Consider the following 23041-nt stretch of genomic DNA (forward strand, 5'->3'; position numbering starts at 1 on the left):
TTCGTCACGTCGCTGCCTCGGGACACCGCCTCAGGACAGGGAAACCATGGAATACATCATCGGCCAGAACCGCCCCGCGCAGAATCAGACCGCCCCCCGGGGATCGGGCGCCGCTCCGATCGTGAACGGGGCGGAACCCCACGGTCTGCAAAATACCGGTCCGGGGAATGCCGGTCTAGGGAATGCCGGTCCACGGGAAGGCGCCCTCATCGTGGATGCCGACCAGAGAAGCTTCATGCCGGAAGTTCTCGAGGCGAGTCGCCAGATCCCTGTGCTCGTCGATTTCTGGGCTCCATGGTGCGGCCCCTGCAAGCAGCTCACTCCGGTGCTCGAGCGTGTCGTGACTGCGGCAGGCGGTCGGGTGAAGCTCGTCAAGGTCGATATCGAAGCCAACGCCGCCCTCGCGGCCCAGCTCGCCCAGATCGGCCTGCCGATCCAGTCCATCCCGCTCGTGGCCGCGTTCTACAAGGGCCAGATCGTCGATATCATGCAGGGCGCGCAACCCGAGAGCGGAGTGCGTCGCTTCGTCGAGCAGATCGTCAAATCTACGGGCGCCTCGCTCCCGAGCGCGGATATCCTTGCCGCGGCTCATGCAGCATTTCAGGACGGACAGACGGAAGAGGCAGCGGGTCTTTATGCGTCTCTCCTTGAGATCGAGCCGGAAAATGCCGAGGGCTGGGGAGGAATGATCCGCGCCCTGACTGCCCTCGGTGATACGGAAGGTGCCGAGGAAGCCCTGAGTCAGGTGCCGCCGAAACTCGCCGGGCATCCGGCCATTTCGGGCGCCCGCGCCGCACTCGCCCTGCAGGGGGAAAGTGCTGCCGCAGCTGCCGCTCTGGACGGATTGCGTGCTGAGGCCGCCTCTGCCCCCGACGATCTCTCAGTTCGCCTGCGTCTCGCAGGGGCGCTCAACGGGGCAGGCCACAGGGAAGAGGCTGCGGAAACGCTGCTATCCATCATCAGGGCCGAGCGCGACTGGAACGAGGGCGCCGCCCGCGCGGAGTTGCTGCGGTTCTTCGAGGCCTGGGGACATACGGATCCCGTGACCCTTGCAGCCAGACGCAAGCTCTCCGCCCTTCTCTTCTCCTGATCCGGTCGTACCGGATCCCCTTGTTTCTGCACGCGAGATCGAGAACGACATAATGGCCCAGGACATCGACCCCCGTCTGCTTTCCATGCTTGTCTGCCCGGTAACCAAGGAGGCCCTGATCTACGATCGGGACGCCCAGGAGCTGATCAGCAAATCGGCGCGCCTCGCTTTTCCCGTTCGGGACGGCATCCCCATCATGCTCCCAGAAGAAGCACGAACCCTCACCGATTGAGTATCGGCGCCCCGGCGTTATCGCGATCCGGGCGCGCCGTATGAGACTTCTGCATCCGGCACGGCATATTCGGGCTTGACCTCGCGTGTGACCGTCTCTGTGGCGAGACCGGGCAGGGTCGGCGGTCCGAACTGCCCGTCAGCGCCGGGCATGGCCGGAGGCAGGAACGCATAGGCGCGCGCCCCGCGATCCCGCCCGGGAGGACGACCCGGAGGATGACCGGGCGGCCCGTCGACGGCGAGATCCGCTTTGGGGGGGCCGAAAGCCTCTGCGGAGCAGGCGGTCAGAACCGTCAGGGCGACAAGGATCAGGCTTCGGCGCATGAGTCTTTCTTAACAACCCCCTTTCCCGGCGGCAATTGACGGATGCAAGCGTGTGCGGCAGGCAGCTCCGGTCGTCTCAAGGAGCATCAGCCGTGTTCGAAGGTCCTCTCGTTTCTCCCCGTGACCGCCGGAAGGCATGGATCGACAGCCTGTTCGTCGATCATGCGATTTTCCGTCTTCCCTGGACCAATCTCGCTCCGGTGGTGCCCGGGAAAGTCTGGCGGTGCAACCATCCGACCCCGGCGCGTCTGGCACGGCTCAAACGTCGTCTGGGCCTCAGAACGCTCGTCAATCTGCGCGGCCATCGTCGTTGCGGGTCGGATGCACTCTCCCGCAACGCCGCGGAAAAACTGGGGCTCGCCCATGTGGATATGGCATTCGAGAGCCGCGGCGCCCCGCATCGGGACCGGATCCTGCGTTTTTTCTCCCTGTATCGCCAGATCGAAACGCCGATGCTGATGCATTGCAAATCGGGCGCGGATCGTGCCGGGCTCGCCTCAGGCCTCGTTCTCATGTTCGAAGGCGGACGCGCCGAAGACGCGCTGCGGCAGCTGCACTGGCGGTTCGGCCATTTCAACCGCTCGCGAACGGGCATACTCGACGCGTTCTTCCTGCGTTACCAGACCGATGCGGAGGACAGAATGGGTTTTCTCGACTGGGTCGAGAACGAATATGACGAATCCCGCCTCAAGGCCGATTTCGTCGCGGGCAAGCTCTCTTCCTTCATGACGGATCGCGTGCTGCGCAGGGAGTGACGCTCTCCTGTCGCCCCGGGCCGTTACCGGAGAGGCGCCGCGTTACGCAGCCCCCGAGAGTGTCCGGACGAGATCGAGGATCTGGCGCTTGATACGGGGATCCTCGATGCTCCGGTAAGCGCGCAGAAGCTCGAGCGTGTCGTCATCGAGCTGCGCCTCGGGATCGTAAAGATCGTGCTTGCTGCCCGATGGCTTGAGCAGGCCGAAACTCGGGACGATCTCTGCGAAACCCGTCGGCTGCCCGCCGACGCGCGCACCCGCACGCCCGGCGATATCGTCGAAAAAGAAACCGATCGGAACATCGAGAACCCGGGACAGCTCGTAGAGGCGGCTTGCACCGACCTTGTTCGTGCCGCGCTCGTATTTCTGCACCTGCTGAAACGTCAGCCCGAGCGCTGCGCCCAGCTTCTCCTGGGACATGCCGAGAAGAGTCCGGCGCAACCTGATTCTCGCCCCGACATGGGCGTCGATCGGGCCTGCCGCCGAGGCGCTTTTCGCAACGCTGTTCATTTATGTGGACTCGCAAAGGTTTATTTCGAGAATCGAAAGCAGAAAATTAACCTTCTATTATCATCCGACGCCGACGCCCAAGCGAAACCGTCACAAGAACGACCACCATACACAGAGAAAAAGGCACGATACGACCGAGGCGTGAAAAAACGGTGGGCACGCGAGGCGGAGGAACGGAAAGAACGAGGCTGTCCGGCTTGCCCCAGGGCAGACGCGCGAGTTCGTGTCCGGACGAGTCGAAAGCTGCCGTTATCCCCATATTCGCCGCCTGGACGACCGGCAGCCCCTCCTCGACCGCACGCATCCTGACGGTCGCAAGATGCTGTCGCGGCCCCGCACTGTTCCCGAACCAGGCATCGTTCGTGATATTGGCGAGCCAGTCCGGGCGCTTCTTCCCGGTCACATGGCCCGAAAAGATGATCTCGTAACACACCATGGGCCCGACCGAGCCGAGGGCGGGAAGCGTCCAGGTTTCAAGCCCCTTCCCGGGAGTCAGCTGTTCGGGCAGCAGATTGAACGGTATGAAACGCGGCTGATATTCGCCGAATGGAACCAGAGTGGCCTTGTCGTAGGTCGCCCGCACCCGTCCCGATTCGTCGAGTGCCATGATGCTGTTATAAAAACGCCCCTGCGCGTCCCGTCTGTCCGAGCCGATCATTCCCCAGCTGCCATCCGCGGCCCGGGCGATCAGATTCCGCGCCGCCTCGTCCTCGTCGAGCAACCCTGGGAAACCCGATTCGGGCCAGAGATAGACGACATTCCGATCGGGAGCGTCCTCCCGCGCCTTGGCGACCCCCTCGGCCGTCAACCGCAGATACAGACGGAACGCCTCGATGGCGCCCTCTCGCGACAGAATATCCTGTTCGCGGATATCGCCCTGGATCAGGGCCACTTCCGGATTGACGACAGGCAGAAGATCCGGATGGTCGAGCCGGAACCAGCCCCCCGCACCCCAGGCCAGAAGACCGAGCGCGACCGCGACCCGGGCACGATGGCCATGCCAGACGAGAAGCCCGAAAAACACGACGAGAAAACCCAGACCGTCGACACCGATCAATGCGGCAGGCTGTATCAGGATATCCCCGGCCAGACCCGGGAGTTCGAGCGTACTCCCTGTCGGGTTCCAGGGAAAACCGGTGAAGATGAAGACGCGCGCCATGTCGGCCAGCGTCCAGCTTGCGGCAAAAAGCCCCATGCGCGCGATACCGGCCGGCACGAGAGCCGCAACGAGCACGGGTACCATGATGAACGGCGCCAGAATCAGCGCACAGCCAGGGGCTGCGATCGGCACGGCCCACCAGAAATCGTGAGCGCGCGTCAGTATGGCGTTGGTCAGCCAGGAAAGAGCGGCCGTATGATAGCCCAGGCCGAAAAAGAAGGCATGTATGCCACGTTCGCGCGCGCCCGAGGCATCGTCGATACAGCGATAGAGATAGAGCAGTCCGACAGCCAATGCGGGAACGAAACAGACCGGCGGCAGGGCAAGCGTCGAAAACGCGCCGATGACGAGATCGGCCAGGACCATCTTCCAGAAGGAAAGCGGAAGCCGGCCCGGCGAGCCTGATCCTCTCCGAAGCCGGAACATCACATTGTTCTCCCGATGATTCGAGGGGTTCTCCCGATTATTCGAGGGCGTCTCTCAGACGACGCTCGTAATGCCGATAATACTTGTCGGCCAGCAACTCGCTCTTCACGAGGACAGCGACATCGGTCGTGTTGAACTGCTCATCCACGACCGCCCCGTCACCGATGAAGCCGCCCAGGCGCAGATACCCCTTGATGAGGGGCGGCAGGCGGGAGAGGCATTTCCGGTGATCGAGCTGATGCGGATCGCTGCGCTGCATGTCGACATAGCGATGCGGCAGTGCCCGGATACGCAGCGCGGGCGGTGCGAGATGGTTGTGATAGAGATAGGTGAGTTCATCGCCCATCGCTTCCGGATCGGTGCCCGGCAGGCTTGCACACCCGAAAAGAACGTCGATCCGGTGGAGGAAGATATAGGACGCGATTCCCCGCCAGAGGAGCTGCATGGCGGAACGACCGCGATACCGGCGATCGACACAGGAGCGACCGACCTCGAGCAGGCGTCCCGGAAACTCGGTCAGCGCGGAGATATCGTATTCGTTGGAGGTATAGAAGCGGCCGATCTGGGCCGCCTTGTCGCTTGTCAGCAATCTGTATGTGCCGACCACGCCCTCAGCCCCCGAGGACACGGCGTGATCGATGACCAGAAGATGGTCGGCAATCTCGTCGAACTCGTCGCAATCGCGTTTGAGCCGTGCGGTTTCCTGATCGGCATGGGCGCCCATCTCCTCGAAGAAGACACGGTAGCGCAACGCCTGGGCTGCTTCCCTTTCCGCCTTCGTGGTCGCGATGCGCACCCCGAGCTGTCCGCCCCTGAGCTCGGGGAAGCGCTCGCGTGCCAGTTCGAGCGTCGAGAGGGACTGCCCGCTTTGCGTCGGCTCGGCACCGTCGGTAACGAGAAGGCGGAAGATATCTGCGTGAGAGGGTTTGGTATTCATCCGTCCTGACCTGTCGGTTCCCCCGCCTTGACGGGCAGCCGACGACCGAAGAGTTCCAGACGATGCGAAACGAGATCGAAACCCAGACGACGCGCCAGGGTCTCCATCAGGGCGGCGTGGTCTTCGTCCTCGAATTCCACGACATGCCCGGTCTCGACATCGATGAGATGATAATGATGCTGATGTCCCGGCTCGCTGGCCTCGTAGCGCGCGCGTCCGCCACCGAAATCACGACGCTCGAGAATGCCTTTCTCCTCGAGCAGTCTGACGGTGCGATAGACGGTGGCGATGGAGATGCGATGATCGAGGGCGGAGGCTCTCCGATAGAGCTCCTCCACATCGGGATGATCCTCCGCATCGGAAAGCACGCGCGCGATGACACGGCGCTGCCCTGTCATTTTAAGGCCCCGTTCGATGCATAATTGTCCGATACGGGACTCTTCCTGAGCCCGCCCGCTTCGCCTTGCGTCAGCTTTCGCTTCAGATACCATGAAAGATGGCGTAGCCGAAAAAACGACGTTTTGCCAACGCAAAGTCGCGAACGGAAACCGGGTTTCTCACCTGATGCCCTTCAACGCCGATGACCGAGGCCGATCTTGCGCGCGAGATTGGAACGGTGGCTCGCATAATTCGGTGCCACCATCGGATATTCAGGCGGCAGATCCCAGCGCTCGCGATATTGCTGGGGGGTCATATCATAGACCGTCTGCAGGTGACGGCGCAGCAATTTGAGCTTTTTTCCATCCTCGAGACAGATGATATAATCCGGAAACACCGATTTCTTGGGGGGAACGGCCGGGACGGGCTTGGTCGCTTCGGGCTTGGCGGAAGCAACGCTGGAAAGGGTCTGATGGACGGTACGAATAAGATTGGGCAGATCCTGACCCGTTACTTCATTATGCGCGACATAAGCGGAAATGATCTGCGTCGTCAGCTTCTGCAGGACCAAATTATCGGGTTCGTCAGACATCTATTATTCCCCAGCTGGATGAATCCCGTCTTATATATAATGATATTTCAATTTTTCTCAAGAAGTATGTCAATGATTCCCAGTCGAGGAGAAGCATAGTTTTGCATACCGTCGATATAACGCAACAGACATGCCCCATGACCACGGTATATGTTCGCCTTGCGCTCGACAGAACGCCGGTTGCCCAGACTCTCGAAATCGTTCTGAAAGGAAAAGAGCCGCATGACAATGTCATCCGGCTTCTCAAAACATTGCAGCAAGAAATCGTGCAGGAAGCCGTGCTCGACGAGCAGGAACTTCTTTATCGTATAATAGTTAACAAATCGTAGCGGAGAAGTCTAGCATCGCTGCCATCCGGATAATAATGTCGCCTTATCCCGCAGGACATGAATCCCGCCCGCTCATACAAGGAACAGGCCGGGCGATTGTTTACCGACACTTCAAGAAAAAGAGATGTAGCATCCTGCTCTTTCAGCGTCCTTATACAGGCGTCAAGGAGATGTCGGGCGATCCCTTTCCGGCGCGCATCGGGATGCACCGTAAGCGTCAGGATCTCCGCTTCGTCGAGACAGAGCCGCGCCATCAGGAAGCCGACCGGTACGGAACCGCAGCAGGCCATCGTGACCTGTGTGCCGTTCATTGCCATGAGCGCGCGGAACGCTTCCACGTCCCATCGCTCCCCGATGGGGAAACCGGCCTCGTGCAGGGCCGCGAGAATGTCCAGATGGGCCATTCCGGCGGGATGCAGGGTGATCGGCCCGCTCATACGGGCGACGGGCGCAACCCCTGCGACGGGAGCCTGGCCTCGGGCGCGTCGATATAGAGCGGCTGCAGCGAGGGCCGATCGTCGGCGTGACATGCCGCGCGATAGATATCGCGCGGATCGGGAGAGGTGCAGTCCGCACGGATGAGCGTCTCATGCTGCGGCAGATCCAGCATCGAGACCCCGTTGCCCACGACGAAAGCCCGCGCCGGAAGGGCGATCGCTCCGGAAGGCCCTGCCCAGACTGTGCCGTCCGGCCGCTCCATGAAGAGACGATCGCGACGCGCCCGGGTGATGCAATAGGCCTCGCTCCACCCCTCCCGGGCCCGGTAGGCCTGACCGAGCGTGACCCCGCAAAGGGAGGCGGAATAGCCCAGAGCCAGGCCCTGGGCGAGAGCGAGGGTCGCCCTCAGCCCCGTGAAGGAACCCGGGCCGGTAACCGCGACGATACGCCCGGGTCCGTCTTCCCACCCTGCTTGCTCGAGAAGCACGCGACAGAGCGAGGCCATTCCGGCCGTGGCGGAGAGGCCCTCGAGCGCGGCTGACGAGAGCGGATGCCCGCCGGAAAACAGGGCGAGCACGCCCGAACCGGTCGCGCCGAGCGTTGCACCGTTCAACACGAGGCAGCGGGCTCCCTTGTCCACCGCCATCACAGGACCAGGCAGGCTTCGTCGAAACCCAGACGCATGGCACGGGGGGGCGAAGGGCCCTCTTCCGGATAGCCGAGCCCGACGATGAAATTGATGCGCCAGCCCGTCTCTTCGAGGAAGGTCTCTTCCACCGCAAACGAATCGAAACCGGAGAACGGCGCGACCCCCAGACCGAGCGCGCGCGCGGCCATGATGAGATAGGCGCCCTGGAGCGTTCCGTTACGAAAGGCGGTCTCATCCGAAAGCCCGACATCGGCAGCGAACCAGTCCCTCAGGCCCGGCTCGCTGTTCAGCCGTGGCAGATGTTCGAAAAACAGGGCATCGTGACAGACGAGCGCAATGACAGGCGCGCTGAGACACGGCTCCAGATTCCCCTGGGACAAGGCGGGACGCAGACGCGCCTTCATGTCGTCGGAGGTCAGGAAGACGAAGCGCGCGGGCGTGGTGTTGCCCGAGGTCGGCCCCAGCTTGACGAGATCGTAGAGAGAGGCGAGCAGGGCTGTCCCGACCGGACGCGACGACCAGCGCCGGGTCGTACGAGCCTCGCGGAACAGGCGATCGAGTGACGCTTCATCCAGGGCTTCGGGGATATTCTGCTCTGGAGAAGGGTCACTCACGTCTCAATCCTCGACCTGTTCGACTGCGACGACTTCGGGAACGTAGTGACGCAGCATGTTTTCGACACCGTGCTTGAGCGTTGCGCGGGAAGACGGGCATCCGGCGCAGGCTCCCTGCATGGTCAGGCGCACGACGCCATCCCGATACCCCCTGAATACGATATCCCCCCCGTCACCCGCAACGGCAGGTCTCACCCGGGTGTCGAGCAATTCGCGAATCTGGGCCACGACGGCTTCGTCTTCAGGCGCGATCGTCTCTTCTCTCGTCTCTGTCGCGAGATCGAGGCAGGGACGCCCGGATTCGAAATGGGCCGTCATCGCCGCGAGGAGGAGAGGCTTGAGCGCGGGCCAGCCGAATTCGTCGTTCTTGGTGACCGATACGAAATCCGATCCGAGAAACACGCCAACGACGCCATGCACGTCGAAAAGTGCCGCCGCCAGAGGCGAGCGGGCCTCGGCCGTACGGGAATCGGCGAAATCCGCCGTTCCGCGATGCCCTGTCACGGCACGGCCGGGCAGGAATTTAAGGGTGGCGGGGTTGGGGGTATCCTCGGTCTCGATGAACATCACGGCTCTCAGCATTCAGTTATGGCCTCGAGATGTGCCATCAATCGCGACTGCGCAAGTCCCTATTGCTGAAAACTGCGCCGCCGTTCAGCCCTGTGCGGCACCGAGCGGCAGGGAAACCCTCACTCTCAGGCCACGCCCGGGAACGTTGTCGAGCGCAACCTGACCGCCTGCCCGGGCGACCTCTCGCGTGACGATGGCCAGCCCGAGCCCCATGCCGCCGGTCGCACGCGAACGCGACCCCTCGACGCGGTAGAAGGCGGAGAGAACCTTCTCGAGCTCGGCTTCCGGGATGCCGGGGCCGTCATCGACGACGGAAATCACCGCGTTGCCGTCCTTCGCCTCGAGCGTGACATGCGCATCGCCCCCGTAATTGCAGGCATTGTCGATGAGGTTGGCAAAGACGCGCTTGATGGCAAGCGGACGCACGCGGGCCTGACACCGGTCGGGGCCGGTATAGCTGGTTTCCCTGCCGCGGTCGCTCTGCGAGTCCAGCAGGGTGTTCAGGATGGCCACGAGATCGACCTGTTTGATGGGCTCCGGATCGAGATCCCCCGCCAGATAGGCGAGCACGCCGGTCACCATGGCCTCCATCTCGGTGATGTCGTCCTCGATAGCCGCCTGGGTTTCTGCATCGTCCATGAAACCGGCCCGCAGCCGCAGCCGCGCCAGAGGCGTACGCAGATCGTGAGACACCGCCGCGAGAATCTCGGTCCGGTCGTTGATGAGGCGCTTGATGCGATCCTGCATCGCATTCAGGGCACGGGCGAGGCCACGGACTTCGCGCGGGCCACGCTCGTCAAGGACGGTCCATCGCATATCGTCGGATTTGGCGATGCTGTCGGCAACCTGGGCCAGGGCACGCAACGGCGTGGACAGCGATCGCACGATCATCGCGGCAGCGAGAGCTACCGCCCCGGCCGTGATCGCAGCGGAGGCGAGCCCGCCCGTCATGTGCCGGTGCTTGAGAATGCCCGGCACGCTGAAGGCGAGACGACTGCCATCGGCCAGAAGCAGGGTGCCGTGAATGCTCGACGAATCCGCCCGGTCGGCCCAGACCCTGATATCGGCCCGACCCAAATCGCGATCGTTCAGGACCAGACTGTCCTCGACATGGCGGAGCCGATGCGGCTGCTCGAGATCGACCGGCTGATTGGCCGGACGCCATGAAACGGTAATGCCGTTATCGGAAAGCAACGCGCCCAGAAGCCCACGCTGGCTGATCGGCGTGGTCCGCAGGACGCGAAGATCCGTGCTCAGCTCCTCGGCGAGCTGGGTGATACGGGTATCGTCGTCGATATAGGTCTCGGCCTCCTCGTAGAAGAAGGCGCTGGCCAGGAAGACGAGCACCACCGCCGCGAGAAGAACCATGCTGACCCGCCCGACCAGCCCGACAGGCCACAGGCGGATCGTCCGCGTATGCGCCTTGCTCCCGATGGTTAACGGCATGATATGCCTAGACGCGTTCGACTTCGGCGACGAAAATGTAACCGAGACCGCGAACGGTCCGGATGAGCGAATCGGCATCCGCGCCGAGCTTGCGACGCAGGCGGCTGACGAGCACGTCGATGCTGCGATCGGACACATCGCCAAGACGCGTACGGGACAGCTCGAGCAGACGGTCGCGCGCAATCACGCGCTGGGGATTGTCGAGAAAGCTCGTGAGAAGATCGTGCTCGGCCCCGGAGATATCGACCACGGCCCCCGACGGGTCGGTCAGCTCCCGACGACGGAGGTCGAGCTTCCAGCCTGCAAACAGGATCGTCTCCTTGCGGGAGACTTCGGCCGCAGGGGCGGACTGACCGCGGCGCAGGACGGCTCGGACGCGCGCCAGCAGCTCGCGCTGTCCGAACGGCTTGGCGACATAGTCATCGGCGCCGATCTCGAGCCCGAGAACCCGATCGCGCTCCTCGCCACGGGCAGAGACCATGATGATCGGCGTCTGGGCGAGCGGCAATTCGCCGACATGGTTCGTGCCCTGACCGTTGCGTATCGCACGGCAGAGCTCGATACCGCTGGTCTTCGGCAGCATGACGTCCATCACCAGCAGATCGACGGGTCCGACTGCGAGGGCATCCCACATCTCATCACCCGAAGCGACGCTGCGGACGCGGAACCCGTCACCCTGGAGCGCGCGCTGGATCAGGGTGCGCATGCCCGGGTCATCTTCGACTATGAGGATACGGGCAGGCAGGTCAGGCGTGGTGTTTGCTGTCGTCATCATCCCATCGATCATGCTGTAGTAAACCAGATTTGATACAATCTATGTCTGGTTGGAAGCAAGAACAACGATTTCAGCAACGTCCGACGCCAGATTACCTCATTTTGATGGTTTCGTTATGAGAAGGGTCCAGAGCTGGGCGAGATCCTGCGAACCGTGATCGCCATGGACGGTCTCGAGGGTCTTGACGGCGTCGCTCTTGCGCCCGCCATCCATCTCCGCCATGCCGTACTGGAGCTTCGCCCCTTCCGGCGCGGTCGGATGTTTCGCGAGCCCCTCGCGCATGAGAGCGAGCCCCTCATCCACCTTCCCGTCGAGCACGAGATTATATCCTGCGGTGAGCGACGGCGCCGCATTGGGCATCTTGCGCGCTGCAGCGGCTTCCTGGGCAAGCTTCGCCCTGGTCTCGGCCACGCGCTTGACCACGAGCGCCTTGAGGCGGGCCTCTCTTGCCGCACCGGCATCCTTGCCGAGGGCGCCGGAGGCATAGGCCTGGTTCATCAGGTTCAGCCCGAGCTGGGGCAGACCGGCCTGAACCGCGCGCTCGACCATGTCCATGTAGTCGGACGGGTCTTTCAGCACGCCCGTCGCCATGCGCAGACGCTCGAGGTTGAACTGGAGGGAATCCGGCATCTGGTTGTCGGCGGCCAGATTATGGATCAGCATCGCCCAGTAATTCGGCTTCGAATAATATTTGGCCAGAAGCACATAGGCGTGCGTCTCGTTGGCCGTGTCCTTCATCTCGTGATAGCAGGTGGCGAGAAACTGCAGCTGGTTCTCGCTCGGGACCTTCTTCGCCTTGATCTCGGCGTTGATCTGGTCCTGCTGCACGCGTGCCGCGTTCTTGTAGTCCTTCTGCAGATAATAGGACTGCACGAGCAGTGCCTGCATCTGCGCATTGGGGCCCGCCGCCTTCAGGTAACGTTCGATCGCGGGGACAGCGCGCGCGTAATCCTTGGCGTTGTAGGCCATGGTCGCATTGGCCATCATCATCTGATGCTTTGCCGCACCTGGTGTGCGCGGTGAGGCGATCAGCACGTCATAGGCCTTCGACGCAGCCGCGACATCGCCGGATTGTGCCGCAACGGCCGCGCGCATCTGCGCCACGGTATAGGTCTCGTAATCGGTCTTCCCCGAAACCGCATCGGCCGCGTTGACCGCGCTCATGGCCTTTGCGTAGTTCTTCGCGCTCAGAGCCGACTGGGCCTGCTGAAGAGGCTTGCCTACCTTGGCGCTGAGTTCGTCGGCCGCATGGGCGGCAGGAAGGACGAACGGCGTCAGAGCGGGAACGGAGGAGGAGATCGCCAGCAGGGAGCCGGCGACGAGGAGGGCGCGAGGACGACGGGGAAAACGCACTTATTGTCCTTCCATGAACTGGTCTTGGCCGACAATGCCGAGCTTCGTGATACCGAGACGCTGCGCGTCGGCAAGCACGTGGGCAACAGTCTTATAATCCGCCAGTCGATTGGGGTGAATATGCATCTCGGGCTGATCGGGCATGTTGGCGGCGTTCATGAAACGCGCCTGAAGATCGGCCTCGGAAGAGACGGGCTCGCCATTCCAGCTGATGGAGTTGTCGAAATCGACCGCAACGGTCACGACTTTGGGCTGTTCGGTGCTCGGTGGAGGATTGCCCTGCGGCAGATCGAGCGCGACGGAATGGGTCTGCAACGGAATTGTGATGATCAGCATGATCAGCAGCACGAGCATGACGTCGATCAGGGGCGTCGTGTTGATATCGACGATGCCCTCGTCTTCATGCGTGCTGTCGGATCCGACGCTCATGGCCATGAGAGAACTCTCCAGCAGGCGGAAGGCCGGCGCGTGCCGGCATCCGGAAAAAAGGAGCCGGAGCCTCCTGCCGTCACGTGGCGGCAGGAGGCTCCTCGACTGGAATCCTGACCGGGATCAGGAGTGGGGCTGCTCGGTGATGAAATCGATGCGATAAATGCCAGCTTCCTGACATGTCGCAACGATCTTGCCGACCGCCTCGTACCGGGCCTTGCCGTCACCCCGGATCTGGATCTGGGGCTGAGGCTTGATGACTGCGATCTTCTCGAGACGATCGAGCAGATCCTGGTGACCGCGCAACGGAATCTCGTTCCAGTATGCCTGACCGTTCGCCGTGACCGCCAGGACGACATTGCCTGGCTTGGTCTGGGTCGGCTGGTTGGCATCGCGCGGCAGCTGCACCTTCACGGTATGCGTCGCAACCGGGATGGTGATCAGGAAGATGATGAGGAGAACAAGCATCACGTCGACGAGCGGCGTCGTGTTGATCGCCGAGACGACTTCGTCCTCTTCACCACCCCCACCGACGTTCATTGCCATGATCAGGCAACTCGCGAGCTGGTGGTCGTGGTCGTCGGGCTGTTGTCGGGCGTCACGGTCGGCGCGACACCATGGCGGAAGCCACCCAGAAGGACCGACTGGACGTCTGCCGCAAAGTTGCGCACGCGATCCATCGCGCCCTTGTTGCGGCGGACCAGCAGGTTGTAGCCGAGCACGGCCGGAACGGCGGTGGCGAGACCGATAGCCGTCATGATGAGCGACTCACCGACCGGACCGGCAACCTTGTCGATCGATGCCTGGCCGGCAATGCCGATGGCCGTCAGAGCGTGATAGATACCCCAGACGGTGCCGAACAGACCGACGAACGGCGAGGTCGAACCCACGGTGCCGAGGAAGGCAAGACCGCCCTGCAGACGCGTGTTGATGGTGTCGACCGAACGCTGAACGGACATGGCGGTCCAGCTGTGCAGGTCGATCGAATCGCGCATCGATCCTTCATGATGCTCGGCAGCGACGATGCCCGTCTCGGCAATATAGCGGAACGGCGAGGCAGGCTTCAGCGCAGCCGCACCTTCCTGCACCGTCGGCTTCGTCCAGAACTCGCGAGCGGCTTCCTTGGAGGCAGCAAAGACCTTGGACTGCTCGAGGAACTTGGTGACCATGATGATCCAGGTACCGGCGGACATGATCACCATGATCAGCAGAACGCCGCGCGCGATCGCATCGCCGTTCGACCAGAGCGCGCTCAGGCCATACGGGTTTTCCTGTGACTTGGTCGCAGGCGCTGCATCGGCGGCAGGCGCGGCAGCCTCGCCCTGATCGGCCGCGGGAGCCGCCGCGTCAGGGGCAGCTGCATCGGGAGCTGCGGGCGCTGCCGCATCCGGGCCGGCCGGCGCAGAGGCATCGGGGGCGGCTGCGTCGGGGGCAGCTGCATTCGGGGCGGCGGCATCCGGGGCCGGAGCGGCCGCGTCAGGAGCAGGGGCATCCGGTGCGGGCTGCGTAGCCTGCGCTTCCTGGGCAAGAGCAACGGTCGGCACGACCACACCTTGCGCCACGGCAAGCGTGACTGCCAGGGCCGGGGCGGCGAGAGCGGGAAGGCGGAACAGTCTCGTCATTAACTCCAAATCCTCTGAAAAAGAGCCCCTCGAAACGTAACAGGACTCTGGCAGTACCGCCCCGCTTGCGGGCGAGGTCGGCTTGGTTTTCGGTCTCGTCGCGATCGTACAGACTGCCTGCCTGACGATCGCAACCGGGAAGACCGCCTTCCGGCGGAGCCTCCCCTCTTGTCTGGTTCCCCCCCTCCCGGAAGAGGAGCGGAGACTCACATCAATCGTCACCCAGGGTGAAGTTGATGTGCAGCGTATGGTGATGCTCGACCACAGCCTGACCGTTCTGGACCGCAGGCTGGTAACGTGCCTTGCGCAGGAACTCCATGGCTGCCTCGACGAAAGCGTGGCCACCCGAGGAATTCGTGACGTTACAGTTCGAGGTCCTGCCATCGGTTCCGATATCGCAGGCCACGGTCACGCTGCCTTCACGGTTCTCCTCGAGCATCTCTTCCGGGAAGACCGGTCGAGCCCCGTTGATCGGGGTTGCACCGGCCGAGTGATCCGGCACCGGAGGACCCTTGGGCGCAGCAGGAGCCGGCGGCGCATTATTGGCCGGCGGAACGGGTGCGGGCGGCTTCTCGTGCGTCACCTGCTTGATCACATGCTTCTGCGGCGGCGGCTGAATCTGGATCTTCGGCGGCGGGATATACGGCGGCGGCGGCGTCGTCATCTGCGGCGGCGGCGGCGGCGGCGGCGGTGGCGGCGGCTTCTTCGGCTCCGTTATGATCTTCGTCTTGATCGGCGGGTGGAACTGCTCGACGATCTTCGAGCCCAGCCCGTTCACCAAGGCCCAGATCACAACGACATGGAAAACCACAGCGATCGCGATGCCGACGATGTACTTCGTCGGGCGTCGCTCCTGCTCGGCGTAGTTCATCGGTTGTGTCACTCCAAACCCTCTGTCCTGTGCCCCACCCCTCTCATGGAGAGGAGGCGGACCGACTTGAAATATTCGCAACCGCCCCATGCGACTTGCGTTCCGGTCAGGCGTCAGTCTGGCCGACACATCCCGAAATGTTTACCATGCTCCCAATGCATGGCACCCGTGCAAATTGGGCAAAGGTAGGGCATCTCTGTCAAGTCAGTTTCGTTTCAACTCTGCCGTTTTCAGGGGGGAGCAACACTGCGTCCCGTCGCACGGCACCGTCGCCCACACTGAAACGGAACATTAATTCACTGCAAGAGTAATATTTGTGAAAGCGGCAAAAACCCTCCTCGCCGCGCTGCGGGAGGAGGGAAAACAGGTAACGATCTCCGTCGCTTACTGAGCCGTGGCGCTGGCCTCCGACCGCGTCGCCCCCACACGCTGGGCCAGGGCCGCAGACATGAACTCATCCAGGGCACCATCGAGAACCGCATCGGGGTTGCCCTTCTCGACGCCGGTCCGCAGATCCTTGACCAACTGATACGGTGCCAGAACGTATGAACGGATCTGATGCCCCCAGCCGATATCGGTTTTCGCCGCCTCGGTCTGCGCGGCAGCCGCCTCGCGTTTCTGGAGCTCCGCCTCGTACAGCCGCGCCTTGAGCATCTGCATCGCAGTCGCGCGGTTCCGGTGCTGGGACCGGTCGGTCTGGCAGGCCACGACGATCCCGGTCGGGATATGCGTGATGCGAATCGCCGAATCGGTCTTGTTGACGTGCTGACCGCCCGCGCCGGAAGCCCGGAACGTATCGACCTTCAGATCGCCGTCATTGACCTCGATCTCGATCGTGTCGTCCACGACCGGATAGACCCAGACGGAAGCGAAAGAGGTCTGACGCCGTGCCGCCGCATCGAAAGGCGAGATACGCACCAGACGATGCACCCCCGCCTCGGTCTTGAGCCAGCCATAGGCGTTCGCCCCGCTGACGAGAAGCGTCGCGGACTTGATGCCCGCCTGCTCTCCTTCGCTGGTCTCCATCATCGTGACCTTGTAGCCGCGCTGCTCGGCCCAGCGCGTGTACATCCGCAGCAGCATCTCGGCCCAGTCCTGAGCCTCGGTCCCGCCAGCGCCCGCATTGACCTCGATATAGCAGTCATTGCTGTCGGCCTCACCCGAGAGCAGGCTCTCGATCTGGCGCGCATGAGCCTGCTCGGCCAGCTTCCTGAGTGTCGCGACGATCTCGGCAATGGTGTCCTGATCCTGCTCGGCCTCCGCAAGCGCGACGAGCTCGATCATATCGGCAGTATCCTGCTCGATCTTCTCGACGCCCTCGATCTGGGTGGCCAGAAGCGTACGCTCGCGCATCAGCTTCTGCGCGGCCTCCGCGTCGTTCCAGAGATCCGGATCCTCTACGCGGTGATTGAGCTCCGCAAGACGTGTCTGTGCAGCATCCCAGTCAAAGATGCCTCCTCAGCAGTGCCACCGACTGCTTGATCTGCTCCGATAGGGCCTCGGTTTCGGCCGACATGTTTCATGCTCCTGCGTGTTCGTTGCGTCTCAATAAAGCCCGCCCATGCCGATGTCACCCTGTGGCTGCGCATTCGGGGCCTGAAGTTTCTTCGAGTCCCCGGATGTCTCGCCACCGGAATCCGTGGACATGGCGGTACCGGATCCTCCTGCCATATCGCTTTCCGAATCGTAGAGATCCGTTCCCGTATCGGCGGCGGTCAATGCCTCGGTGCCTGCACCGAAGCCATGAAGCGCGATGCTCATGCCCGGAACCTGATCGGCCTTGAAGCCATCGACCGCCATGAGGCGTCCGGTGTCGTAGCGGGCGAGGGTTATTCCCTCCGGAACCCGGAAATGCAGCTCAGGACGTCCCGCCAGCGCCACTTTCATGAAGCGGTTCCAGATGGGACCTGCGATTCGCCCACCCGTCTCGCTCTTGCCCAGGGATTGCGGCGTGTCGAAACCGACCCAGACCACAGTCACGATATCGGGAGAGAACCCGGCGAACCAGGCATCCCGGAAATCCTGGCTCGTTCCGGTCTTGCCGGCGATCTCGCGCGTGATGTCCTTTCCGGCGATGGAACCGGTGCCACGCTTGATCACGTCCTGCATCATCGCGACGATCTGATAGGCGCTGTCCGCACTGGCGACCTGACGTCGCCCGTCGATCAGACGGGGCACCTCGATGCTGCCCGGAACCGGCTGGGCCTGAACGGGCTGAACCTGAGCGGGCTGAGTCCGGGAGCCGATGGGAGATGCCGGAGATGCTGCGGATGCGGGCTCCTTGCCGGGAGACGCCGGATCGCCTGCGCCCGGCTCTCCCGGGCGGGGGGCTTCCTCCTGCGAGGCCGGGGGCGGCTGCATCGCCGTCCCGAGCGTCAGCCCCTCCGGCTTCCACAGGACCGAGCCGTCCCGGTCGAGCACCGTGTCGATGAGGGAGGGCGTCACGAGATGCCCTCCCGAGGCGATCGTGGCATAGGCCGCCGCTTCCCGAAGCACGGTCGTTTCCACCGCGCCGAGTGCGGCGGGCAGAACATGCGGCATCTTCTCCACGAGGCCGATCGAGGTGGCCATGTCCGCAACCGATTTCATACCCAGATGCGCGGCAAGACGGATGGTCACGAGATTGCGGCTCTCACGCAGCGCGTCATGCAGCGTCGTCGGCCCCCAATTGTCCTTTTCGTAGTTTTTCGGATGCCAGTCGCCATAGGAAACCGGAGCATCGTCGAATTTCTCGGAAGGAGGGATCCCCTGCTCCATGGCATCGAGATAGACGAAGGGTTTGAAAGACGATCCGGGCTGACGCAGCGCCTGGGTCGCGCGGTTGAACTGGGATTCTTTGAACGACCAGCCCCCGACCATGGCCAGGACGCGCCCCGTTCGCGCATCGAGACTGACGAGCGCCCCCTCGACCTTGGGCACCTGACGCACCGCAACGCGATCCGATCCCGCCTGGGGTTCGATCATGACGACTTCCCCGGTCGAGATGGCGCCGTGTCCGTGCAGCCAGCCCATATCCTTCGCCAGAATCTGCCCTTCCCGCGGCGTTTTGCCCTCGAGCCAGCCGACACGGCCCTGACCGGGAGACAGAACGACCGCAAGGCGCCACTGATCGATCATCCCCGCAGGCGCTTTGACACCGGCCAGAGCGGTCGCCCAGTCCCCCATCGCATCTGCGGGCAGCGTGGCCACAGGCCCGCGCCAGTGCGCATGGCTGCGATCGTATTCCATCAGGCCCTGACGCAGGCTCTGGGTCGCGGCATCCTGCAATCTGCGGTTCAGACTCGTATGGACCTCCAGCCCGCCCTGCATGGCCTGTTCCGGCCCGTAGCGATCGATCAGCTGGCGCCGCACCTCGCTGCCGAACCATTCGGCATTCGCCAGCGGGCCGAATCGCTTCGCGTCGTGCGGAATGAGCGGTTCTTTCTGCCCGGCCTCCGCTGCCTCGCGGGAAATGGCATGAATCTCGGCCATGCGATCCAGCACCCAGTTGCGTCGTTCGATCGCGCGTTCGGGGTGGCGGTAGGGGTTGTAGTTTGCGGGCGATTTCGGCAGGGCGCCGAGAAAGGCCGCCTCGGCATCCGTCAGCTGGTCGAGACGCTTGTTGAAATAGGTCTGGGCCGCAGCAGCCACACCATAGGCGCCGTTCCCGAGATAGATACCGTTCAGATAGATCTCGAGAATCTTGTCCTTGCTGAGCGTCTGCTCGATCCGGAGCGCGAGAAGCGCCTCCTTTTCCTTGCGTTCGAGAGTCCGCGCATTGCTGTTGAGCAACATGTTGCGCGCGACCTGCTGGGTAATGGTCGAGGCGCCGAGCGCCCTGCGCCCGCGATGCGTCAGATTGGTCAGTTCGGCGCGGAGAATCGCCAGAGGGTCGAGCCCCCCATGGGTATAGAAGTTCTGGTCTTCCGGCGCGATGAACGCATTCTTGACCCGCTCGGGAATCGCCGAGATCGGGATATAGATCCGCCGCTCGGCGGCCAGCTCCGCCATGAGCCGGTCATCCGCGGTGTAGATACGGCTCACCGTGGGCGGCTGATAGGTCTTGAGCGTCTCGACGCTCGGCAGGTCCGAGGCGATCCGTTCGTATTCGTGCCAGAGGAACAGCCCTCCTCCGGCCGCGCCGATCAGGACGAGACCCGCCGCCACGGCAAGCCCCTGGCGCCAGCGGCGATATCGCGGGCCGCGGGGCGGACGGGCGCCACGACCGGATGACGACCCGCCTCCCCCTGCAGGACGGCCGGCACCGCCGCCATCCGACGCGGCGGAGAACCAGACGAGGGGAGAATCTGCTGTCGAAAGGGCAGTAGAGGCGCGGATCATGACGTCCTCTCTAGCATTGTCCTTTCAGCACGTCGCCCCCGCAATCGCGTCCCGGGATTTCGGGCGGCAATCGCGCTTCCGCAGGCGGACCGCCCGCCTCACGAGGGCGCGGCCCCCTGCACGCCGACCTGGAGCATGAAAAGGGACGACCCTGCACACATCACGATGTGATCCCGCTTGGGACCGGCGAAGGTGAGATTGGAGCATCCCTGCGGCAGGCGTATGCGTCCGATCAGCACGCCCCGCGGATTGAAGACGAAAACACCGCAAAGCCCGAGAGGACCGGTCACGCCACACCACAGATTGCCGAACACGTCCGCCCGGAAGCCATCCGGATTCATCTGGGCGCCCTGAAAGCGCATATCCGCAAATATCCGGCCGTTCGTCAGCGTATCGCCCTCTACGTCGTAGACATGGATCGCCTGATCGCCGCCCTTTTTCTGACCCGGCCCCGCAGGGGTCGACGCGATATAGAGCTTGCGGAAATCGGGCGAGAAAACGAGACCGTTCGGACAGGCGAGCGCGCGCTCGTCCAGAACGGCCTTCAATGTTCCGTCGGGCGCGAGGCGGAACACATGATCCTGCTGACGCCGTACGCCGCCGATCGCCCCGATCAGCTCACGCCCCACCTGCCACCTGATCCGGCCATCCGGATTGGTCGGCCCTCCCGGCTCGTCGGCATGACCTTCGCTGATATTCGTCCCGTAACCGGGATCGGTAAACCAGACGCTGCCATCGGGATGGGGCACGACGTCGTTCGGGGAATTGAGCCCCTTGCCCTCGTAACGATCCGCCAGGACGGTGACGCTGCCGTCATGTTCCCAGCGCACCAGACGACGGAAAAAACCCTCGCAGGTCAGAAGTCGCCCCTGATAGTCGAAGCAATTGCCGTTGGCAGAATAGCTGTCGGGACGGAACTGTGTGACCTCTCCCGTCTCCCATATATAGCGCAGCGCCCGGGACTGCACGACATCGCTGAAGACCAGATAGCGTCCCTCGCTGCTCCATGCCGGCCCTTCGGTCCAGTCTCCCTTGTTCCAGATGCGCCGTATGGGTGCCGCGAAATAGGTCAGATCGCGAAAGGCCGGATCGAGCGCGATCACATCGGGATCGGGAAAAAAAGCGGGTCCGGCCTGCGCGCCCCATTGTCGCGGCGGCTGGCTGATCACGGTCGGCGGACTGGCGCGCATTGTCTCCGTTGCCGCTTCCGCGTGCCTGACGGGGCCGAGAACACGGCCCACAGTCCCGCCGAAGGCACCTCCGAGGGCGGCAGTCAGGAGCTTGCGACGACGAAAGACCGATCCGCCTGGCGGATCCTGCGGAACAGGGGATGTCATGACTGTATCTCCGGAAAGCATAACCCTGCCATCATGCGCCAGCCGCAGCCGACCGACGATCAAGATTCTGTCAGAAAGTTCATCCCTGCCTCAAATCGACCGCCTTCATGGGTCATCTGACCGAAACCCCGGGATTGACTCGCCCTTTCGCAGCGGTTTCACCTGAAGAGATCCCACCGTTTTTCGATCGAGGACCGTGTTTCCATGACTTCCGTAAGCCCTCTCGCCGGCAAGACACTGCCACCGTCCGATCTTGCGGATATTCCGGCCCTGATCAGCGCGTATTACAACCGCAAGCCGGACCCGGCCATCGCGACCCAGCGTGTCTCGTTCGGAACGTCGGGGCATCGCGGCTCCTCGCTCCATACCAGCTTCAACGAGAACCATATTCTCGCCATCTGCGAGGCAATCTGCCGCCATCGCAAGGAACGGGGCATCGACGGGCCTTTGTTCATCGGCATCGATTCCCATGCCCTGTCCGAACCGGCGCAGCGTTCGGCGATCGAGGTCTTCGCCGCGCATGGCGTGGAGGTACGCATCGATGCCAACGGGCGTTTCACCCCGACCCCGGTCGTCTCGCATGCGATCCTCTCCTACAACAGGGGGCGCGATACGGGTCTGGCCGACGGCGTGGTCATCACCCCGTCGCATAATCCGCCAGTCGATGGCGGTTTCAAATACAATCCCCCCCATGGCGGTCCCGCCGATACCGACATCACGGGAACCATCCAGACCATGGCCAATGCGTTCCTGACGTCCGGCCTTCAGGATGTCCGCCGCCTGCCCTATGAGGAGGCGCGCCGCGCCGATTGCGTGCAGGGCCATGATTTCATCACGCCCTATGTCGAGGATCTGGGCGCAGTGATCGACATGGAGGCGATCCGCAACGCGCCGATCCGTATCGGCATCGACCCGCTGGGCGGTGCCGCTCTGGATTACTGGCCTGCGATCATCCGGCGCTACGATCTGAAGGCCACGATCGTCAGCGATGCGCTCGATCCGGCTTTCGGATTCATGACGGCCGACTGGGATGGACAGATCCGCATGGATTGCTCCTCCCCCTATGCGATGGCACGTCTGATCGGCATGGGGTCGCAATTCGATGTCGCTTTCGCGACCGATACCGATGCGGATCGGCACGGCATCGTCGCCCGTCCCGACGGGTTGATGAACCCGAATCACTATCTGGCCGTGGCCATCTGGTATCTCTTCACCCATCGCAAGGCCTGGCCCGCGACCGCCAGGATCGGCAAGACGCTGGTCAGCTCGGCCCTGATCGACCGCGTCGCGAACAGGATCGGACGCTCTGTCGTCGAAGTGCCGGTCGGGTTCAAATGGTTCGTCGACGGTCTTTATGACGGCACGCTCGGTTTCGGCGGCGAGGAGAGCGCAGGCGCCTCTTTCCTCCGGCAGGACGGCAGCGTCTGGTCGACGGACAAGGACGGGCTCATTCTCGGCCTTCTCGCTGCCGAGATCACCGCAGTCACGGGAAAGACGCCGGCAGAGCATTATCATGCCCTGACGGCCGAACTGGGCGCCCCCTTCTACCAGCGGATCGATGCGGCGGCGAACCCGGCACAGAAAGCCATCCTGTCGAAGCTCACCCCGGAGCAGCTTCCCATGACCCATCTGGCCGGAGACGCGGTGACCGCCAAGCTCACGCGTGCGCCGGGCAACGATGCGCCGATCGGCGGTCTCAAGGTCACCACGGAAAACGGCTGGTTTGCCGCGCGCCCCTCGGGGACGGAAGATGTCTACAAGATCTATGCCGAGAGCTTCGTCAGCGAGGCCCATCTGCGTCAGATCCAGACCGACGCCCAGTCGGCCATTTCCGCATTGTTCGCGCAAAAGACCGATGCGCGCCCGGAAAACTGACGCGCGCCCGG

The 23041-nt window shown here is 63.2% G+C and carries 25 protein-coding genes; 5 read left to right on the forward strand and 20 right to left on the reverse strand.

Going from position 1 to position 23041, the window contains the following annotated elements:
* The first annotated feature begins 46 nt into the window (after positions 1 to 46).
* Together SSA02_RS08915 and SSA02_RS08920 are read left to right on the forward strand one after the other, a co-directional pair.
* Positions 47 to 1090, forward strand: coding sequence for a tetratricopeptide repeat protein (locus SSA02_RS08915; RefSeq protein WP_147093926.1), 1044 nt, complete (start codon positions 47 to 49; stop codon positions 1088 to 1090).
* Between the two features lie 52 nt (positions 1091 to 1142).
* Positions 1143 to 1322 carry a Trm112 family protein gene (locus tag SSA02_RS08920; RefSeq protein ID WP_147093731.1) on the forward strand — a complete coding sequence of 60 codons (180 nt, stop codon included), beginning with the start codon at positions 1143 to 1145 and terminating at the stop codon, positions 1320 to 1322.
* 17 nt (positions 1323 to 1339) lie between these two features.
* Here the strand turns inward: SSA02_RS08920 and SSA02_RS08925 are convergent, their stop codons facing one another.
* On the reverse strand, positions 1340 to 1645 hold the full coding sequence (locus tag SSA02_RS08925) for a hypothetical protein (protein ID WP_147093732.1): 306 nt from the start codon (positions 1643 to 1645) through the stop codon (positions 1340 to 1342).
* A gap of 92 nt (positions 1646 to 1737) precedes the next feature.
* On the opposite strand from SSA02_RS08925, the gene SSA02_RS08930 reads away from it, so the two are divergent.
* The gene (locus tag SSA02_RS08930; RefSeq protein ID WP_147093733.1) at positions 1738 to 2400 is read left to right on the forward strand and encodes a tyrosine-protein phosphatase; all 663 of its coding nucleotides are present in this window, start codon (positions 1738 to 1740) and stop codon (positions 2398 to 2400) included.
* Between the two features lie 42 nt (positions 2401 to 2442).
* Here the strand turns inward: SSA02_RS08930 and SSA02_RS08935 are convergent, their stop codons facing one another.
* The 5 genes from SSA02_RS08935 to SSA02_RS08955 all read right to left on the reverse strand — a co-directional run bounded on the left by SSA02_RS08935 (position 2443) and on the right by SSA02_RS08955 (position 6402).
* Positions 2443 to 2910: a helix-turn-helix domain-containing protein gene (locus tag SSA02_RS08935; protein ID WP_147093734.1), complete on the reverse strand. Its 468-nt coding sequence runs from the start codon at positions 2908 to 2910 to the stop codon at positions 2443 to 2445.
* Positions 2911 to 2956: 46 nt separating this feature from the next.
* The gene (gene lnt / locus SSA02_RS08940; RefSeq protein ID WP_246103787.1) at positions 2957 to 4435 is read right to left on the reverse strand and encodes an apolipoprotein N-acyltransferase; all 1479 of its coding nucleotides are present in this window, start codon (positions 4433 to 4435) and stop codon (positions 2957 to 2959) included.
* Between the two features lie 97 nt (positions 4436 to 4532).
* A complete protein-coding gene (locus SSA02_RS08945) occupies positions 4533 to 5432 on the reverse strand; it encodes a GNAT family N-acetyltransferase (protein WP_147093736.1) in 900 nt (299 codons plus the stop codon).
* A complete protein-coding gene (locus SSA02_RS08950; protein WP_147093737.1) occupies positions 5429 to 5923 on the reverse strand; it encodes a Fur family transcriptional regulator in 495 nt (164 codons plus the stop codon). Before SSA02_RS08950 ends, SSA02_RS08945 begins: the two co-directional genes overlap by 4 nt.
* An 80-nt stretch (positions 5924 to 6003) precedes the next feature.
* The gene (locus SSA02_RS08955; protein WP_147093738.1) at positions 6004 to 6402 is read right to left on the reverse strand and encodes a MucR family transcriptional regulator; all 399 of its coding nucleotides are present in this window, start codon (positions 6400 to 6402) and stop codon (positions 6004 to 6006) included.
* A gap of 137 nt (positions 6403 to 6539) precedes the next feature.
* Here SSA02_RS08955 and SSA02_RS08960 point away from each other — a divergent pair, with 137 nt between their 5' ends.
* A complete protein-coding gene (locus SSA02_RS08960; RefSeq protein WP_147093739.1) occupies positions 6540 to 6731 on the forward strand; it encodes a sulfurtransferase TusA family protein in 192 nt (63 codons plus the stop codon).
* Here the strand turns inward: SSA02_RS08960 and rimI are convergent.
* The 14 genes from rimI to SSA02_RS09030 form a co-directional block, all read right to left on the reverse strand.
* A complete protein-coding gene (gene rimI / locus SSA02_RS08965) occupies positions 6704 to 7168 on the reverse strand; it encodes a ribosomal protein S18-alanine N-acetyltransferase (protein ID WP_246103788.1) in 465 nt (154 codons plus the stop codon). The genes SSA02_RS08960 and rimI overlap by 28 nt on opposite strands.
* A complete protein-coding gene (locus SSA02_RS08970; RefSeq protein ID WP_186807746.1) occupies positions 7165 to 7785 on the reverse strand; it encodes a tRNA threonylcarbamoyladenosine biosynthesis protein TsaB in 621 nt (206 codons plus the stop codon). The genes rimI and SSA02_RS08970 overlap by 4 nt, the downstream gene beginning before the upstream one ends.
* Positions 7786 to 7814: 29 nt before the next feature.
* Positions 7815 to 8405: a malonic semialdehyde reductase gene (locus SSA02_RS08975; RefSeq protein WP_147093930.1), complete on the reverse strand. Its 591-nt coding sequence runs from the start codon at positions 8403 to 8405 to the stop codon at positions 7815 to 7817.
* Between the two features lie 30 nt (positions 8406 to 8435).
* Entirely contained in the window at positions 8436 to 8999 is a 564-nt protein-coding gene (locus SSA02_RS08980) for a NifU family protein (protein ID WP_147093931.1), read from the reverse strand.
* 87 nt (positions 9000 to 9086) lie between these two features.
* On the reverse strand, positions 9087 to 10448 hold the full coding sequence (locus SSA02_RS08985; RefSeq protein WP_147093741.1) for an ATP-binding protein: 1362 nt from the start codon (positions 10446 to 10448) through the stop codon (positions 9087 to 9089).
* A gap of 7 nt (positions 10449 to 10455) precedes the next feature.
* Positions 10456 to 11220, reverse strand: coding sequence for a response regulator (locus tag SSA02_RS08990; RefSeq protein WP_246103829.1), 765 nt, complete (start codon positions 11218 to 11220; stop codon positions 10456 to 10458).
* A gap of 99 nt (positions 11221 to 11319) precedes the next feature.
* Positions 11320 to 12531 (reverse strand): tol-pal system YbgF family protein, encoded by a 1212-nt coding sequence (locus tag SSA02_RS08995; protein ID WP_147093932.1) that lies wholly within the window; start codon positions 12529 to 12531, stop codon positions 11320 to 11322.
* A 45-nt stretch (positions 12532 to 12576) separates the two neighbouring features.
* On the reverse strand, positions 12577 to 13011 hold the full coding sequence (locus SSA02_RS09000) for an ExbD/TolR family protein (protein WP_147093743.1): 435 nt from the start codon (positions 13009 to 13011) through the stop codon (positions 12577 to 12579).
* A gap of 117 nt (positions 13012 to 13128) precedes the next feature.
* Positions 13129 to 13551, reverse strand: a complete 423-nt coding sequence (locus SSA02_RS09005) for an ExbD/TolR family protein (protein WP_147093744.1) — start codon at positions 13549 to 13551, stop codon at positions 13129 to 13131.
* A 2-nt stretch (positions 13552 to 13553) separates the two neighbouring features.
* On the reverse strand, positions 13554 to 14627 hold the full coding sequence (locus tag SSA02_RS09010) for a MotA/TolQ/ExbB proton channel family protein (protein WP_147093745.1): 1074 nt from the start codon (positions 14625 to 14627) through the stop codon (positions 13554 to 13556).
* Positions 14628 to 14838: 211 nt separating this feature from the next.
* Positions 14839 to 15498 carry an energy transducer TonB gene (locus SSA02_RS09015; RefSeq protein WP_147093746.1) on the reverse strand — a complete coding sequence of 220 codons (660 nt, stop codon included), beginning with the start codon at positions 15496 to 15498 and terminating at the stop codon, positions 14839 to 14841.
* Positions 15499 to 15882: 384 nt separating this feature from the next.
* Positions 15883 to 17014, reverse strand: a protein-coding gene (gene prfB, locus SSA02_RS09020) for a peptide chain release factor 2 (RefSeq protein ID WP_147093747.1) whose coding sequence is annotated in 2 segments (ribosomal slippage) — positions 15883 to 16944 and positions 16946 to 17014 — 1131 coding nt in all. Because the reading frame shifts where the segments join, the coding sequence is not laid out codon by codon here.
* A 29-nt stretch (positions 17015 to 17043) separates the two neighbouring features.
* A complete protein-coding gene (locus SSA02_RS09025) occupies positions 17044 to 19818 on the reverse strand; it encodes a penicillin-binding protein 1A (protein ID WP_147093748.1) in 2775 nt (924 codons plus the stop codon).
* A gap of 98 nt (positions 19819 to 19916) precedes the next feature.
* A complete protein-coding gene (locus SSA02_RS09030; RefSeq protein WP_147093749.1) occupies positions 19917 to 21155 on the reverse strand; it encodes an SMP-30/gluconolactonase/LRE family protein in 1239 nt (412 codons plus the stop codon).
* 204 nt (positions 21156 to 21359) lie between these two features.
* Between SSA02_RS09030 and pgm the strand changes: the two genes are divergently transcribed.
* Positions 21360 to 23030 (forward strand): phosphoglucomutase (alpha-D-glucose-1,6-bisphosphate-dependent), encoded by a 1671-nt coding sequence (gene pgm, locus SSA02_RS09035; protein WP_147093750.1) that lies wholly within the window; start codon positions 21360 to 21362, stop codon positions 23028 to 23030.
* Positions 23031 to 23041: the final 11 nt, after the last annotated feature.

The organism is Swaminathania salitolerans (assembly GCF_007988945.1).
Classification (GTDB): domain Bacteria; phylum Pseudomonadota; class Alphaproteobacteria; order Acetobacterales; family Acetobacteraceae; genus Swaminathania; species Swaminathania salitolerans.

What these genes read in the sequence shown, in the direction of transcription:
- SSA02_RS09000 (WP_147093743.1), bottom strand. Translation starts at nt 13,011, where the DNA reads ATGGCCATGAGCGTCGGATCCGACAGCACGCATGAAGACGAGGGCATC.
- SSA02_RS08915 (WP_147093926.1), top strand. Translation starts at nt 47, where the DNA reads ATGGAATACATCATCGGCCAGAACCGCCCCGCGCAGAATCAGACCGCC.
- SSA02_RS08935 (WP_147093734.1), bottom strand. Translation starts at nt 2,910, where the DNA reads ATGAACAGCGTTGCGAAAAGCGCCTCGGCGGCAGGCCCGATCGACGCC.
- SSA02_RS09025 (WP_147093748.1), bottom strand. Translation starts at nt 19,818, where the DNA reads ATGATCCGCGCCTCTACTGCCCTTTCGACAGCAGATTCTCCCCTCGTC.
- SSA02_RS09005 (WP_147093744.1), bottom strand. Translation starts at nt 13,551, where the DNA reads ATGGCAATGAACGTCGGTGGGGGTGGTGAAGAGGACGAAGTCGTCTCG.
- SSA02_RS08990 (WP_246103829.1), bottom strand. Translation starts at nt 11,220, where the DNA reads ATGACGACAGCAAACACCACGCCTGACCTGCCTGCCCGTATCCTCATA.
- SSA02_RS08980 (WP_147093931.1), bottom strand. Translation starts at nt 8,999, where the DNA reads ATGTTCATCGAGACCGAGGATACCCCCAACCCCGCCACCCTTAAATTC.
- pgm (WP_147093750.1), top strand. Translation starts at nt 21,360, where the DNA reads ATGACTTCCGTAAGCCCTCTCGCCGGCAAGACACTGCCACCGTCCGAT.
- SSA02_RS08985 (WP_147093741.1), bottom strand. Translation starts at nt 10,448, where the DNA reads ATGCCGTTAACCATCGGGAGCAAGGCGCATACGCGGACGATCCGCCTG.
- SSA02_RS08925 (WP_147093732.1), bottom strand. Translation starts at nt 1,645, where the DNA reads ATGCGCCGAAGCCTGATCCTTGTCGCCCTGACGGTTCTGACCGCCTGC.
- SSA02_RS08920 (WP_147093731.1), top strand. Translation starts at nt 1,143, where the DNA reads ATGGCCCAGGACATCGACCCCCGTCTGCTTTCCATGCTTGTCTGCCCG.
- SSA02_RS08960 (WP_147093739.1), top strand. Translation starts at nt 6,540, where the DNA reads ATGACCACGGTATATGTTCGCCTTGCGCTCGACAGAACGCCGGTTGCC.
- SSA02_RS08945 (WP_147093736.1), bottom strand. Translation starts at nt 5,432, where the DNA reads ATGAATACCAAACCCTCTCACGCAGATATCTTCCGCCTTCTCGTTACC.
- SSA02_RS09010 (WP_147093745.1), bottom strand. Translation starts at nt 14,627, where the DNA reads ATGACGAGACTGTTCCGCCTTCCCGCTCTCGCCGCCCCGGCCCTGGCA.
- SSA02_RS09030 (WP_147093749.1), bottom strand. Translation starts at nt 21,155, where the DNA reads ATGACATCCCCTGTTCCGCAGGATCCGCCAGGCGGATCGGTCTTTCGT.
- rimI (WP_246103788.1), bottom strand. Translation starts at nt 7,168, where the DNA reads ATGAGCGGGCCGATCACCCTGCATCCCGCCGGAATGGCCCATCTGGAC.
- lnt (WP_246103787.1), bottom strand. Translation starts at nt 4,435, where the DNA reads ATGGTCCTGGCCGATCTCGTCATCGGCGCGTTTTCGACGCTTGCCCTG.
- SSA02_RS09015 (WP_147093746.1), bottom strand. Translation starts at nt 15,498, where the DNA reads ATGAACTACGCCGAGCAGGAGCGACGCCCGACGAAGTACATCGTCGGC.
- SSA02_RS08950 (WP_147093737.1), bottom strand. Translation starts at nt 5,923, where the DNA reads ATGGTATCTGAAGCGAAAGCTGACGCAAGGCGAAGCGGGCGGGCTCAG.
- SSA02_RS08955 (WP_147093738.1), bottom strand. Translation starts at nt 6,402, where the DNA reads ATGTCTGACGAACCCGATAATTTGGTCCTGCAGAAGCTGACGACGCAG.